The following is a 14,579-nucleotide window of genomic DNA, read 5'->3' on the forward strand; positions in this document are numbered from 1 at the left end:
AACAAATAGAGGGGAATAAGAGTTCAATAGAAAAAAGAGATGTCTAAATGACATCTCTAAAAAATTTAAATTGTTGGGCGACTGTTTTTAATAAATAGTGAACCGGTAAGTCCAAGAACACCAATTATTAGAACCGCAATAAAAGCCGAATGAACCCCGTGTGCTAAAAATTCAGCAGGATTTGTTGCTCCGAATTCAGCAATATAGTTTTTCTGACCAGCTGTAAATAATGTAATGGCAACTGCAGTACCAGCAGCTCCAGCAACTTGAGTTAATGTATTCATAGCAGCTGATCCATCCGCGTATAATTGCGGTGGTAATTGGTTCATTGCGTTTGTTTGAGCTGGCATAATTGTCATAGATACACCAACGAAGAAAATACATAATGCTAATACAACTTGCCATACAGGCGTTGTTGCAGATAGTACAGACAATAATAAAATTGCACTAATAGTAATCATAGAAAATCCAATACGAGTAAAGATTTTTGCCCCGACTTTATCAAAGTTTGATCCAACGATTGGTGACATAATAATATTTAATATGTTACCAGGTAACATTAATAAACCTGCAGCTATTGCTGAATAAGCAAGTACCGACTTTAAATAAAGTGGAATTAAAATTGCCACTGATAAAATGACGAATAAAGTAGCAAACATTAATGCTGTACCTAACGCAAACATTGGATATTTAAATACGCGTAGGTTAATCATTGGCTCATCCATATTGAATTGGCGAACTGTGAAAAGGACTAAAGAGATAATACCAACTACTAAAGGTACCCATACGTGTGCATCTGAAAATGGTAAATCTGCTAAAGTTGCTAAAGCGTATACAATTCCACCAAATGCAATCGTAGATAATACTAATGAAAATACATCAATTTTTGGTTTTGTAATAGTAGAAACATTGTCCATTTTTAATCCACCTACAACTAATAAAAGGATGTATAGCACGGTCATAATCCAGAAAATATAATGCCAGCTAGCAGCACTAATAATTACACCTGCAAGTGAAGGACCTAATGCTGGACCAGCAGTTAGTACTAAACCAACGATGCCCATGACTGCACCACGTTTTTGGATTGGGAAAATCATTAGTACAACACTAAACATAAGCGGGAGGAAAATACCCGTACCGATAGCTTGAATTAAGCGACCAGATAAAAGTAGTGTGAAGTTTGGTGCTAGGGCAGCCATTACAGCTCCGACTATTGAAATAACTAAGGCACTAACGACCAATTGACGTGTTGTAAACCAGCGTACTAAATACGCAGATAGAGGTACTAAAATTGCTAATACCAATAAATAACCTGTTGTTAACCACTGAGCTGTTCCTGCTCCGATTTTGAAATCTTCCATGATGTTCGTAAGTGCCATATTTAAAGCTGTCTCACCAAATAACCCGATGAAAGTTCCAACCATTAAAACGGCAGCCATCAATTTCGGATTATTCACTTGTAAATGTGATTCCATAAAAAAATAACTCCCTACTCTATATTAATTTGACGTAATGATAAATAGATTTAGTGTTTGAAACTAAAAACAGATGAATGTATTTTAAAAAAACACCCATACTGTATATATCATTCAATCGATTAGTCCAGTTGCAACTATAACAAAAAGAAACTTTAAATTTCTAATAGAAATTGAGAACTATCTTATATAGTAAGACATATTTTTGTCACTTTATCGGAATATTTTCCCTTTAAAAGAAAAAATAACAATACTGTTTCTTTGCGTTGGAATAATGAAAACGATTGCATTTAAGGAGCCTTGATATATTTCGTCTTTTAAGATTATATAGAAACCTTGTCAATACAAGCATTAAGAAGAAAAATTATTAAATTGCTATGAAAACGGAAGAAAATTCAAGAGGGATGAGGATGAAAATTTATTTTTTAATACAGTTTTCATGTATTGAATATGGGGTGAGTTAAATAGGGTAGTCAATAATTTGCTAAACTTACCGATTTTTAATAAAATCACAAGAGAATTAATTGAATATGAATAACGAGAGGGGAAATCAAAGTTGAAGAAATATTGGATATTCCTTCTTTTTGCCTTGTTAGCTGGATGTAATAATGCTGATACAAACGGACCAATGTTTACAGAAAAGCAAGCAGTTCCATTTGAACTTATAAAGTATGAAGAGAAAATTGCACCTGTATATGAGTCGGTTGTTCCATACATTGCTTATGCGGAGACTGAAGGTCAGTTAAAAGAATTACAAGGACGTTTTCAAGTAGATGGGTTTACAGTTGATCTTGAAAAATATATTGCTGTATTTTTAGTAACATATTCAGATAGCTGTGGTATTACATTAGATGGCGTTTACAATAATAACGGCTTTTTATCAGCGCAATTATTGGAAGCGAAAGGGCAAAATTGTGAGGAAGAGGGTGTACCTCATACATTCGTAATCCAGGTTGAAAAACAGGAATATGAAAAGGTTCAATTGTATAACGGGAACGTTATTAAATCCTCGATGGATGTAGAATAAGTTTTAATGATGTAACAATGTAGACTGTAAGAAGCTCAAAAGTAATTGGGTTAAATTACAGTCTTTTTTTATACGTATATTGCTATAAAGAATGGGGATTAATTTGCTATCTTAGTCTGAAAAATATATACTTTATATTAAACCGTCACGTTATGGTTTGTGTGAAAAATAAAGTAGCACGTCCTACACTTTTCTAAATAGATGTTCAGTTAAGTCTATTGGAATGTATTTGAAAAGATAGGGTATATAAAACTACTAGTTAAAAAGTGTAATTTAGTAACAAACAATTTTGGGAGGTGAATCCCTCGTCTTGAGGGAAGTAATTGGACATAAACACCATTATAAACATCATTTTATTAATCATCTTTTTAGGTTTGACGGCATTCTTCGTTGCATCCGAGTTCGCTGTAGTAAAGATTCGTATGTCACGCATTGATCAATTAATTGCACAAGGAAATAAAAAGGCAATTGTTGCAAAGAAAGTGGCAAGTGACCTTGACTATTACTTATCGGCCTGTCAGCTAGGTATTACAATTACAGCGATTGGTCTTGGTGCATTTACTAAGCCTTACGTAAAGCAATTAATGTATCCAATATTTGATTGGTTAAATGTTTCGGATGTAATCGCATCAGCAGCATCCTATATAATCGCTTTAGCAATTGTAAGTTATTTACACGTAGTAATTGGTGAAATGGCTCCAAAAACGTTAGCAATTCAGTTTTCTGAAAAAGTAACGTTAATGCTTGCAGGACCACTTTATTGGTTCGGTAAGATTATGTATCCATTTATCCAAGCTTTAAACGGAACGTCGCGTTTTTTATTACGTTCGTTTGGAGTAAAGTCGGCAAGCGAACAACAAGCTTATTCAGAAGAAGAATTAAAAATTATTATGGCACAAAGTTTCCAAGGTGGGGCTATTGATCAGCAGGAATTAAAATATTTGGAAAATGTATTTGCTTTCGATGAGCGTGTGGCAAAAGATATTATGGTGCCACGTACAGATTTAGTAACAATCGATAAAGATATGAGTGCACAAGAAATTATTCAAATTTTAGACGAGCACAATTATACGCGTTACCCGGTCGTAGAAAATAATGATAAAGACCGTATTATTGGTGTTGTAAATGCGAATAAATTACTAAGTCATATCGTTTCGAAGCGAGATATTAAACTAGAAGAACATGTGCGTAGTGTCCCATTTGTACTCGGAGTGACAAGTATTCAAGATGCTTTATTAAAAATGCAACAGGCTAGAGTACACATGACAGTCGTTATTGATGAATACGGGGGTACATCAGGTGTCTTAACGATGGAAGACGTTTTAGAAGAGCTAGTTGGTGAAATCCGTGATGAATTTGATGACGATGAAGTGGATGAAATTCGTAAATCAGGTGACAATGAATACACAATTAGTGGCCGTGTATTATTAGTAGAACTTGAAGATCGATTTGGCCTAGAATTTGAAGACAGCGAAGACATCGATACAATCGCTGGATGGATTCAGCATATGAATATCGATTCGATTAAAAACGGAGAAGATGTAAAAATGGGTGACGAAATAAAACATGAAAACCATTCATGGATAATTACTGATATGGATAATCATCAAATTAAAGAAGTAATTTTCAAGCAATATAAGTTTGAACAATAATACCGTATTGCTCGATATAAACGTAATCATCTTGGAGGTGAATCCCTCGTTTAATGAGGGAAATAATTGGACAGTATAATTATCATAAATTTAATTTTAATCGCCGTGTTTATTTTGTTAACTGCCTTTTTCGTAGGTGCAGAGTTTGCTATTTTAAAAGTCAGGATGTCACGAATTGACCAACTCATTTCAGAAGGAAATAAAAAAGCGGTACTTGCAAAAAAAGTAACAAAGGAATTAGACTATTATTTATCGGCCTGTCAGTTAGGTATTACAATTACTGCGTTAATACTAGGGGCACTTGGTGAGCCGACAGTAGAAAAAATGTTAGCACCAGTGTTTGATTACTTTAATATTCCAGCTGCCGTTGCCACGGCGCTTTCTTATGTAATTGCTTTATCTATCGTAACATTCTTACATGTTGTTCTTGGGGAATTAATGCCAAAAACGTTAGCAATTCAGTATGCTGAAAAAATGACACTATTATTAGCACCATCACTTTATTGGTTTGGTAAAATTGCAAGTCCATTCATTTCAGTATTAAATGGTTCGGCACGTGTTTTATTAAAAATATTTGGTGTCAAGCCAGCAGGACATGACACAGTATACTCTGAGGAAGAGTTGAAATTAATTGTTACCCAAAGTTATGAGGGTGGCGAAATTAATAAAACAGAACTTGCTTATTTAGAAAATATATTTGCTTTCGATGAGCGGGAATTAAGTGATATTATGATTCCTCGTCATGAAATGATTACGCTAGAAAAAAATTATAACCTTGAGCAAATGCTACGAGTAATTGATGAATATGAATATACACGATATCCTATCATTGATCGCAGTAAGCAAACGGCTGCATTTATTGGTTTTATTAACTCAAAAGAAATGTTGACGGATATTGCAGCAGGTAGAGCATATGATGTAAACACTTTTATTCATGATATTCCACGCTATAAGAAGACAATTGCCATTAAAGAAGTGTTCTTAAAAATGCAACAAACACGTAAACATATGGCCATTGTCACAGATGAAAAAGGTGTAACAGTTGGTTTAGTAACAATGGAGGATATTTTAACGGAAATTGTTGGAGAAATTCAAGACGAAGAAGACGGGGATGCGATTTATTCAACTTAAGTGAATAAATTGTAAACGTTGGACTATACGTAAAAGCCAGCTACCATAGAAGAATTGGTAGCTGGCTTTTTATATTCATTTAATCATACCAAATTTCAAATTGAATCTCTTCACCGTTTTCGAAAAGATGGATTGTGTCGTATGTTTTGTCTAGCTCTAATGCATACACAACATCTTCTATTTCATTTGGTGTGCCATCATCTTTCTGTGTAATCTGAATGTTTAAAAGGCTATCCTTTTGTTCTAGTTCAATCTGAATACTGCCTGTCGCGTTTAATAATAAATAGCTTGTTCCTGTCTCGCTATAAATAAATGATGCAAACTTATCATCTTCTGTAAAGTCAACTAAGGATTGAACATCTTCATTCACATTTTCCTCTAGTTTGATTGTAGGACCTGCTGTTTCATTACTATCATTACAAGCAGCTAGCATCATTGCTGTCACCGCGATTAATAACCATTTCTTCATTCCTATCACCTTCCTACTCATAAAGTAACACAATCATTTATACATATCGAATCGTATGGTTTAAAAGATGACCTTCACAAATCGATCCAACAATTTGTCGATTTCTTCTCTCTTTGGAATAAGCTCCATCCAATCCTCTGGAATATTCAACTCTTCATAATAAACCCCTGCAAGGCCGCCAGCGATTGCGCTGATTGTATCTGTATCATCTCCTAAGTGCACGGCATTAAAGATTGTCTCATAGTAGTTTTTACTATTCAGCAAACTCCAGTAGACTGCCTCTAATGTATGAACAACATAGCCGTTACTTTGTATATCATTGCGGGAGATGTTTTCAATAGAAAAAATTCGTTCGAAATGCACTGCTTCATCTGGATAATCTTTAAGAATTTGAATTAATTGTTCATTTGCTTGCTTAATGCTTTCTTGAATTGATAAACCATCCATTAAGGCATGGACAACATATGTATAATGTAAACAGCATAAAGTTGATCGAATATGTCCATGAGTCAACGTCGCATAGTCTTTTACATAGCGCTCTTCGATACTTCGTTTATAACTATAAAATGCAATTGGCAAAATGCGCATGAGCGCACCATTTCCATTGGTTTGTTCATCAGATTTTGCCTGCTCATAAAGCCCTTTTGTTTCCCAACGATTGAGCATTTCAGAAATTGTTAATCCCACATCAAATGAAGGCTCGTCATTATATGTCCAATAACCCCGGTATGCCCAATCACAAAAGGCTCCCTTTAAGTCAGCCAACGAAGTATCCATAATTAAGTGCTCAATCGTTATAAGCGTCATCGCACTATCATCAGACCAAGTTCCTGCGGGTACATCCCAACAACCATAACCGATCATATCATAGACTTTAAATGTGTCTCGTTCCATAAATTCCATTGGTACGCCATATGCATCGCCAATGATAAACCCCCATAAGGCACGTTTTCGTTTGTTCATTTATAACCACCCCAAGTTATTACGTAGCTTGTGCGTTAAAACCCACTGATTAATATTTCTCTCTAGTTAGTAACAGTGTACCAAAAGCCAATTTACTATACGAATATTTTTCATGAAATATTAATCGCGTAGGAGATAAATTTTAGACTAACAATCAATGCTGTAGTGAAAAAAGCTGTAGTCATGCTAAGGTAAAGATGAGGTGATAAAATGCAATGTGGAGCGAAATGTTTCATTGTTGAAGTGGAACAGGATGGTCTAACAAAACGTATTCCGGTTAAGGCTAGATCTCCGATATTAGCTAGAAAAACTGTAAGAATGCTGTTTGAAGATGCAGTGGAAATTGTGTTTGTTAAAGAAGATAGCGCGAATAAAAGTGATGAGGATTAAAGCTGTTACCCATTTGGCGTTTTTCTATAACTTTAGGAGTTAATCAAAAAAGAATTATTAGATCAATTAGTAGATGCATATATTAATGAGGATGAGTAAAGGGAGGGGTTCTCTATAATGCGTAGCTGGCAAAGTGTTGTTTTTGAAAAGTTTTTACTATTAAGAGGATCAAAGAAAAAATTTATAGACTTAAAGTTGATGGAGGAATTTATTGCGAGTAAATATAGCGAAAAATCGTATGAATTAGATGCTAAATTTCAACGTGACCATCGAATAGTGAAATCTGAAATTGAAAATATGTCATACTATATCATTAATGAACAGCCAAATCCACATAAGGTTATTTATTATTTTCATGGTGGTGCGTATATTAATGAGCCCCTCATATTTCATTGGCGATACTTAGTTAAGCTCTCAGAAAAGACGAACTTTACAATTGTAGTCCCAATTTATCCGAAATTACCACGTTATACTCATGAAGATGCTTTTCAAGTATTGCATGCATTATTTATTAATCTCGTAATACGCTATGATGCCCCATTTATTTTTATGGGAGACTCAGCAGGTGGGGGATTGGCACTTGCTTTCGCTCAAGATGTAAAAATTCAAGGATTAAAGCAACCCGAACAAATCGTCCTACATTCTCCTTGGTTAGACGTGACGGGAGAACATCCAAAATACCAAGAACTCCAGAAAATTGATCCTATGTTAGGGCTGCGCGGTGCACAGAAGTTAGGGAAGCTTTGGGCGAACAGTCAAGATGTAAAACATTATAAAGTTAGCCCATTGCACGGAGAGTTAAAGGATATTGGTAGAATAACGATGTTTGTAGGAACTTCTGAGATGCTACTAGTCGATGCTCATATGCTTTTACAAAAGGCAAACGAACAGGAAGTCGAAATTTTATATTTTGAATATCCAAAAATGAATCACGTTTTCCCTGTATTTCCAATTCCTGAAGCTAAGCATGCAATGAATGTGCTCCTTCCCATACTAATGAAATGAGAAAAGTACACGAATTGGCTATTAGATATAGCGGTTTCGTGTACTTTTACATTAAAACTTATTTATTTTGTCTGCTTTGATTTGTTTAAATAAGTTTATGATTAGCATAATAATACCAGCAGCGCAAAGTACCAAACTAATGAAAAATACTATGCTCCATGCCCAAAAACCCCAATCTACTGTTACAAACACTGAAAGTATGAGTAAAATAATCCCTATTAATAATAAGAGGTAGCCACGTTTCTGTAATTCCAAGGTTTTCCCTCCTCCGTTCCGAAAATGTTCTTGATTAAAATAACATAAATCATGCTGGAAATACTATTAATAGGTTTACCGAAATAAAAAAATAGTATTTCTCCTTCGCAATCTATGTGATTTAACAACTGGTATTATGGAAGATGTATTCGCCAATTTTAGTCTATTTGTTTGAATTTTAATCGTATATATTATAATTTATTGATTTTATAGAGAAATATGCGGGACATTTAAAGTTCACATGAAATTTATATTCCTACTGTAAAGTATTACATGAAAAACTATTTGGGGGGATTTATTTTGGAAAATCAGCGTAAATGGGCAGTTCGTTTAATCCGTTTTGCGGCAATTTGTGGCTTTATAGGTGTATTTTTAGGGTCTAAAATGAGTGGGAATATGGACTATTCATTACGACCTATACATGCACATCTTCTTTTAGTCGGTTGGTTATCGGTATTTGCATGGGGAATCTTTTACTATACAGTACCAGTTACTAAAGCAATTTTAGTGAAATGGCAAAGTCTATTTGGAATGCTTGGTGCATTCGGGCTAACAACAGGTATGTGGCTATATAATTTAAATCCACTAAATATAAATGAAACAATCAATATGATTTACTTTATTGTTGGTGGTACTATTTTATTAATTGCGTTCGTTTTATTTATAGCTGTTACATTCTTTATTGATAAATCAAAAACAGTATAAAACTAAAACCTTAGCTCCACACAATTTTGGTGTGAAAGCTAAGGTTTTTTAGTATTTAAAGGAAGCTATGTAAGAAAATATAGAGCCTTCGTCAAATGTGCGCTACAATTTAAATGGAAAAATGACAACTAGAAATGAGGCATTACATATGGTTCAACAGCTCAATCAATTTATTCAGCGATGGATGCCAATATTAACACCGCTTAGTTTAGTTATCGGTGTTTTATTAGAAGGAATCGGAGGACATTTACTATTTTTAGTACCAATATTATTCGCTTGTATGACATTCATCAGTAGTCTTAGTTTAAAATTTCATGATATTAAGGTATTTAAAGAGTATCCAAAAACAATTTTATTTGTAATCGCATTTTTACATATTTTAATGCCGTTATGGGCGTATTTTTTAGCAGAAATAATTTTTGATGATCGATTGTTGACAATTGGTTTTATATTATCCGTAGCTGTACCAACAGGTGTAACAAGTGTCATATGGGTGACATTAAGTAAAGGGAATTTGCCACTATGCTTGGCAATTATATTAATCGACACGTTGTTAGCGCCATTATTAATGCCAATGACCATCCATCTTGTTGTAGGAGAAACCATTAAATTTGCAACGACTTCTCTTATTGTAGATTTAATTTGGATGATTGTCTTACCTTCTGTATTAGGCATGGTAATGAATGAATGGATGAAAGGAAAGGTGGATGAACAATACGGAAAACAGCTTTCACTCGTATCAAAACTGTGTTTATTCAGCATCATTATGATAAATAGCAGTGCGATTGCTCCCTATGTGAAAAACATCAATGCTGAATTAGCTGGTGTGATTGGATTAGTTTTATTTTTAGCTGTTTCCGGTTATCTTTTTTCCTATATTTTAAGTCGCTTATTTTGGAAATCGAGCGCAGATCAGGCAACCTTTATTTTTAATGGAGGCATGCGAAATATTGCGGTAGGTGTCGTAATTGCAACGACCTATTTCCCCTCAAAAGTTGCAATGCCGGTAGTATTTGGCATGCTGTTTCAACAAGTATTAGCTTCATTGTTTTTTAAAATAACTCGAATGTAACGAAACAATTATTCATTCATTGTACGTATATGATAAATTTTTGATAGATTCTCTATTAATTATTAACAATTTTTTGTAGTCAAATTCGAAGAGAAATCTTGTGTACCAATAATTTATGTGGTAGGCGATTGAAATTTAGGTGTCCTCCTAGAAAATACAGTTGTGTTATTTAGTGATACAATGTACTATTGTGATATAACAAAAAACGAAAAAAGAAGTGTACTATTATAGCAACAAGAATGGCGGGGGAATTTATGAAGAGCTTATTTGAAAAATGGAATAGCATTAATCTTGTTAATCGCATTATTGCCGGGATCATAATTGGTGTTGTTTTAGCATTAACAGTACCAGATGCGTTAAGTGGGGTTACAATATTAGGAACACTTTTTATCGCAGCATTAAAAGCAGTGGCACCTGTCCTAGTATTTGTTTTAGTCATTAATGCAATTGCTTCACATGTGAGTGGAAAAGCGACAAATATGAAAATGATTTTAGTTTTATATGCTATTGGGACGTTTTTAGCAGGTTTAGTTGCAGTTGTTGTAAGCTTTATTTTCCCAACAACATTAACATTAAAAACACAAGCACAAGATGTCGCACCACCAAGTGGTATTCTCGAAGTATTAGAGTCATTATTATTTAATATTGTATCAAACCCGGTAAGTGCTATTATGGATGCGAATTATTTAGGTATCCTTGCATGGGCAGTTGTATTAGGAATCGCACTAAAGGTAGCAAGTGATACAACAAAATCGGTTATAGCTAACGTCTCTGATGCGGTGACAAAAATTGTACAATGGGTTATTAGCTTAGCACCATTCGGGATTATGGGAATTGTGTTTGAAGCAATTTCAACAACAGGCTTATCTGCTTTAGCAGAATATGGACGATTAATTATTATATTAGTTGGGACAATGTTCTTTGTGGCATTAGTCGTTAACCCATTAATCGTATTTGTAGTCGCCCGTCGTAATCCATATCCGCTCGTATTAACAGCGTTAAAAGAAAGTGGTATTACAGCATTCTTTACACGTAGTTCTGCAGCGAACATTCCAGTAAATATGGCGCTTGCAGAAAAACTGAAGCTAGATAAGGATACGTATGCTGTATCCATTCCACTAGGTGCAACGATTAACATGGCAGGTGCAGCAGTTACAATTTCCGTATTAACGATGGCAGCAGCTAATACATTAGGAATCGAAGTGGATTTCATTACAGCAGTTATTTTAATGGTGTTATCAGCAGTATCAGCAGCTGGTGCTTCTGGGGTTGCCGGAGGGTCATTATTATTAATTCCTCTTGCATGTAGCCTATTTGGAATTTCAGATGATATTGCCATGCAAGTAGTTGCTATTGGATTTATTATTGGAGTTATTCAAGATTCATGTGAGACAGCATTAAATTCATCTTCAGACATCGTATTCACAGCAGCGGCAGAATACGCCAAAGAACGAAAAGAAAATTAACTGGTAGGTGCTTAATTAAAGCATCACACATATAAAAAGGCTTTATCGTATTATGCGATAAAGCCTTTTTTATGGATATTTAGTCACTACCACTCGTTGCACCACCATCATGACTACTATCTGAATCAAAGCTATCATTTAATAACATATGTGCAAAGTCTGAAAATTCGATCTTGTTGGCGTATAAATTACCGATTGTCTCATTCGACGTGTAAATTTGTGTTGTTAATAATAGTGTATTAGCTTGTGAGGGCTTTATTTTTAATTGACGGCATATTTCTTCATGCATATCAAAAAGTGCTGGGAATTGCTGTACTTCAAATCGTGCTAATGCAAGAAGGCCAATTGTTTTATAATGACTTACTCGTATAAGTGCTTCAGCCTGTTTAATAAACGCTGCAATCTCCTTCAAAGTGGCGAAAGTTTGTTTACAAAACGTTCCAGTACCAACAGTTAATAATAGAGCTGTAGACTTTGCTTCATTAGAACGCTTAAAACCAATTGATAAAAGGGCTTCATAATAACGTTCATAGCTATCCGCGAGTGTTGTTGGATCTTCAGGCCGGTTTGCTAAAATTGAGCATACTAAAGTAGAAGGGAAACCATATTTTAAGCTAGGCTGCTTTTTTAATGCATCCATTAATGTAATTAGCTTTGCCATATCTTCATTGGATTTCAAATAGAGCGCAGATAAGTAGCTTTGTTCGCCACGATTGAACTTCTGTGTCAAAACTTTATACATATGTATTGCATCGGATACTTTTTCAGGGGTTTTGGCAAAATGAACATAATAAGCCTGATTAATCGAAGAGTTGCTTCGTGCAAGATAGTACCATTTCGTATGCGTTTTAATTTGATACTGCACCTTTTCGTAGTCTTCGTAATAAAAGGGAACATTGCGCACAGTTAATTTGACTGCTAAATCTTTGCCAAAACTATTTGCATCTGATCCAAAATAAAGATTAATTTTTTCAAGATTATCAAAGAATAATTGCAATGGGTCATTCATAATTATCACCTCTAGTTATAAGTACGTTTATAACGAGAGGAAGTTTCAATAATTTCATCTGAAATGTACGAAAAAAGCTTGTAAAATAAGGCATAATTTGTGTCAGTGGTGTATGATATGTAAGTGATAATATTTTGATGAAGCATAGCTTTGTATATAGATTGAGGGGAAGAAACCGATGAGCCGACAACTATTTTTACCAATTATCGTAGGAACAGATATTAATGCATACAACATGGCAATTTCATTCCATGAAGAATATAAAATTCGTCCGATTTTAGTAGGGAAGGGCGTTTTACCATTTACGAATTTAAGTACAATTCCTCGTGCAATTGAGTATGATCAAAAATTAGGGGACCCTACTCAGTTCGCAAAAATTTTAATTAGTGTAGCAAAAAAATACGAAGGTGAAGCGGAAAAATTAATTTTAATTGGTACGAATGATTTATATGTACGTTTAATTATTGAAAACCGTGATATTTTAAAGGATTATTTCGTCTTTAACTATATTGAAGAAAAGTTAATGAATGACCTACAACTTAAATCGAATTTCTATAAACTTTGTGAGCAATATGGCATCGATATCCCGACAACGGTATTTTTTAATTGCAAAACAGATGATGAGTTTTCAAAGGACATGATGTATCCGGTTATTATTAAGCCAAGCAACGGGATTGAATATAGCAGCCATCCATTTGAAGGACAAGCGAAAGTATTTAAAGTCGAAAGTAAAGAAGAAGTACAGCAAGTAATCGAAATGATTAAAAATAGCGGCTATCAAGATGAATTAATTATTCAAGACTATATTCCAGGCGAGGATACAGCAATGTGGGATTCTGTTGTATACGTAAGCTCAAAAGGAGAAACTCAGCTTGTATCGTTTGCACAAGTAGTATTACAAGAGCATACGAAAACAGCAATCGGGAATTATACCGCACTAATTAGTCGATATAATGAAGAAGTGATGACAAAGCTTCGCGGCTTTCTCGAAGACGTTGGTTACCGTGGATTCGGTAATTTCGATTTGAAATTCGATGAGCGTGATGGCAAGTTTAAAGTTTTCGAAGTGAATATTCGCCAAGGGCGTTCAAGCTATTATGTGACAGCAATGGGTCACAATATGGCACGCTACTTTGTGGAAGATTTAATTTATGATATTCCAAAGCCTTGTACGTATTTAAAGGGGGATTTACTCTTCTCAGTAGTCCCAAAAATCGTACTTAAAAAATTCGTAGAAGATCCAGTAGTCAAACATGATATTGAGCGATTAATTAACGAAAAGAAAATTGTCAATCCGTTGTTTTATAAACAGGACAAGCATTTAAAACGTAAAGTATATATGTTTATGCGCCAAGTGAATTACTATAAAAAATATAAAGAAAACGTCTGGTAAAAAGACTTGGACCCAACTAAGAGAGTAAAATCTTATAGTTGGGTTTTTTGATATATGGTGTTAAGCGAAATACTAGGTGAAAAATGATATAGTTAAATAAAAATGAGAAGGCGGTTGGTTATGACAGTACATACATTTAAACTAACAATTGATTGGCCTGGAGGTCGTAATCATGTTGGAGATTTATCGGCTGAAAGATTACATACAAAAATTTCAATTCCACCTGAAATGGAAGGCCCAGGTATTGGAACCAATCCTGATGAAATGCTTCTAGGTGCTGCCGCTACTTGCTATATTATTACATTAGCTGCAATGCTAGAGCGAAGTAATATAAAGGCACAGTTAACATTGCACTCAGAAGGCAAAGTGGATGTGACAAATGGTGTGTTTACTTACAAGGAAATTCACCATTATGTAGAAATGCAATTAAATGAGCAAAGTGAAAAAGAAAGCCGACTAGCAGAACGATATGCATATAAGGCGGAAGAAACTTGTATGATTAGTAAAGCGTTAAAAGGGAATGTAAACATTCAAGTACATCTCACGATAAAGTAGAGGGGCGATTTG

The 14,579-nt window shown here is 34.5% G+C and carries 15 protein-coding genes; 10 read left to right on the top strand and 5 right to left on the bottom strand.

Going from position 1 to position 14,579, the window contains the following annotated elements:
- Nucleotides 1-65: 65 nt before the first annotated feature.
- Nucleotides 66-1,475 carry a DHA2 family efflux MFS transporter permease subunit gene (locus MKZ17_RS04305; protein WP_340722567.1) on the bottom strand — a complete coding sequence of 470 codons (1,410 nt, stop codon included), beginning with the start codon at nucleotides 1,473-1,475 and terminating at the stop codon, nucleotides 66-68.
- Nucleotides 1,476-2,031: 556 nt separating this feature from the next.
- On the opposite strand from MKZ17_RS04305, the gene MKZ17_RS04310 reads away from it, so the two are divergent.
- The 3 genes from MKZ17_RS04310 to MKZ17_RS04320 all read left to right on the top strand — a co-directional run bounded on the left by MKZ17_RS04310 (nucleotide 2,032) and on the right by MKZ17_RS04320 (nucleotide 5,285).
- The gene (locus MKZ17_RS04310) at nucleotides 2,032-2,502 is read left to right on the top strand and encodes a Fe-S oxidoreductase (RefSeq protein ID WP_340722568.1); all 471 of its coding nucleotides are present in this window, start codon (nucleotides 2,032-2,034) and stop codon (nucleotides 2,500-2,502) included.
- Nucleotides 2,503-2,825: 323 nt separating this feature from the next.
- Entirely contained in the window at nucleotides 2,826-4,154 is a 1,329-nt protein-coding gene (locus MKZ17_RS04315) for a hemolysin family protein (RefSeq protein ID WP_340722569.1), read from the top strand.
- Nucleotides 4,155-4,220: 66 nt separating this feature from the next.
- Entirely contained in the window at nucleotides 4,221-5,285 is a 1,065-nt protein-coding gene (locus tag MKZ17_RS04320; protein ID WP_340722570.1) for a hemolysin family protein, read from the top strand.
- Nucleotides 5,286-5,364: 79 nt separating this feature from the next.
- Here the strand turns inward: MKZ17_RS04320 and MKZ17_RS04325 are convergent, their stop codons facing one another.
- Nucleotides 5,365-5,754: a hypothetical protein gene (locus MKZ17_RS04325; protein WP_340722571.1), complete on the bottom strand. Its 390-nt coding sequence runs from the start codon at nucleotides 5,752-5,754 to the stop codon at nucleotides 5,365-5,367.
- 60 nt (nucleotides 5,755-5,814) lie between these two features.
- Complete coding sequence (locus tag MKZ17_RS04330) at nucleotides 5,815-6,717, bottom strand: ADP-ribosylglycohydrolase family protein (protein WP_340722572.1); 903 nt, start codon at nucleotides 6,715-6,717, stop codon at nucleotides 5,815-5,817.
- A gap of 210 nt (nucleotides 6,718-6,927) precedes the next feature.
- On the opposite strand from MKZ17_RS04330, the gene MKZ17_RS04335 reads away from it, so the two are divergent.
- Nucleotides 6,928-7,107, top strand: coding sequence for a hypothetical protein (locus MKZ17_RS04335; protein WP_340722573.1), 180 nt, complete (start codon nucleotides 6,928-6,930; stop codon nucleotides 7,105-7,107).
- 117 nt (nucleotides 7,108-7,224) lie between these two features.
- Entirely contained in the window at nucleotides 7,225-8,112 is an 888-nt protein-coding gene (locus MKZ17_RS04340; RefSeq protein WP_340722574.1) for an alpha/beta hydrolase, read from the top strand.
- Nucleotides 8,113-8,163: 51 nt separating this feature from the next.
- On the opposite strand, the gene MKZ17_RS04345 is transcribed toward MKZ17_RS04340, so the two are convergent.
- A complete protein-coding gene (locus tag MKZ17_RS04345) occupies nucleotides 8,164-8,367 on the bottom strand; it encodes a hypothetical protein (RefSeq protein ID WP_340722575.1) in 204 nt (67 codons plus the stop codon).
- A gap of 300 nt (nucleotides 8,368-8,667) precedes the next feature.
- Between MKZ17_RS04345 and MKZ17_RS04350 the strand changes: the two genes are divergently transcribed.
- The 3 genes from MKZ17_RS04350 to sstT all read left to right on the top strand — a co-directional run bounded on the left by MKZ17_RS04350 (nucleotide 8,668) and on the right by sstT (nucleotide 11,610).
- Complete coding sequence (locus MKZ17_RS04350; RefSeq protein WP_340722576.1) at nucleotides 8,668-9,072, top strand: hypothetical protein; 405 nt, start codon at nucleotides 8,668-8,670, stop codon at nucleotides 9,070-9,072.
- 97 nt (nucleotides 9,073-9,169) lie between these two features.
- Nucleotides 9,170-10,144, top strand: a complete 975-nt coding sequence (locus MKZ17_RS04355) for a bile acid:sodium symporter family protein (RefSeq protein WP_340722577.1) — start codon at nucleotides 9,170-9,172, stop codon at nucleotides 10,142-10,144.
- A gap of 254 nt (nucleotides 10,145-10,398) precedes the next feature.
- Nucleotides 10,399-11,610 carry a serine/threonine transporter SstT gene (gene sstT / locus MKZ17_RS04360; protein WP_340722578.1) on the top strand — a complete coding sequence of 404 codons (1,212 nt, stop codon included), beginning with the start codon at nucleotides 10,399-10,401 and terminating at the stop codon, nucleotides 11,608-11,610.
- Nucleotides 11,611-11,689: 79 nt separating this feature from the next.
- On the opposite strand, the gene MKZ17_RS04365 is transcribed toward sstT, so the two are convergent.
- Nucleotides 11,690-12,619 carry a DUF4003 family protein gene (locus MKZ17_RS04365; RefSeq protein ID WP_340722579.1) on the bottom strand — a complete coding sequence of 310 codons (930 nt, stop codon included), beginning with the start codon at nucleotides 12,617-12,619 and terminating at the stop codon, nucleotides 11,690-11,692.
- 178 nt (nucleotides 12,620-12,797) lie between these two features.
- Between MKZ17_RS04365 and MKZ17_RS04370 the strand changes: the two genes are divergently transcribed.
- Nucleotides 12,798-14,012 carry a carboxylate--amine ligase gene (locus tag MKZ17_RS04370; protein ID WP_340722580.1) on the top strand — a complete coding sequence of 405 codons (1,215 nt, stop codon included), beginning with the start codon at nucleotides 12,798-12,800 and terminating at the stop codon, nucleotides 14,010-14,012.
- A 120-nt stretch (nucleotides 14,013-14,132) separates the two neighbouring features.
- The gene (locus tag MKZ17_RS04375) at nucleotides 14,133-14,567 is read left to right on the top strand and encodes an SACOL1771 family peroxiredoxin (protein WP_340722581.1); all 435 of its coding nucleotides are present in this window, start codon (nucleotides 14,133-14,135) and stop codon (nucleotides 14,565-14,567) included.
- Nucleotides 14,568-14,579: the final 12 nt, after the last annotated feature.

It is taken from the genome of Solibacillus sp. FSL R7-0682, from assembly GCF_038005985.1.
Taxonomy (GTDB): domain Bacteria; phylum Bacillota; class Bacilli; order Bacillales_A; family Planococcaceae; genus Solibacillus.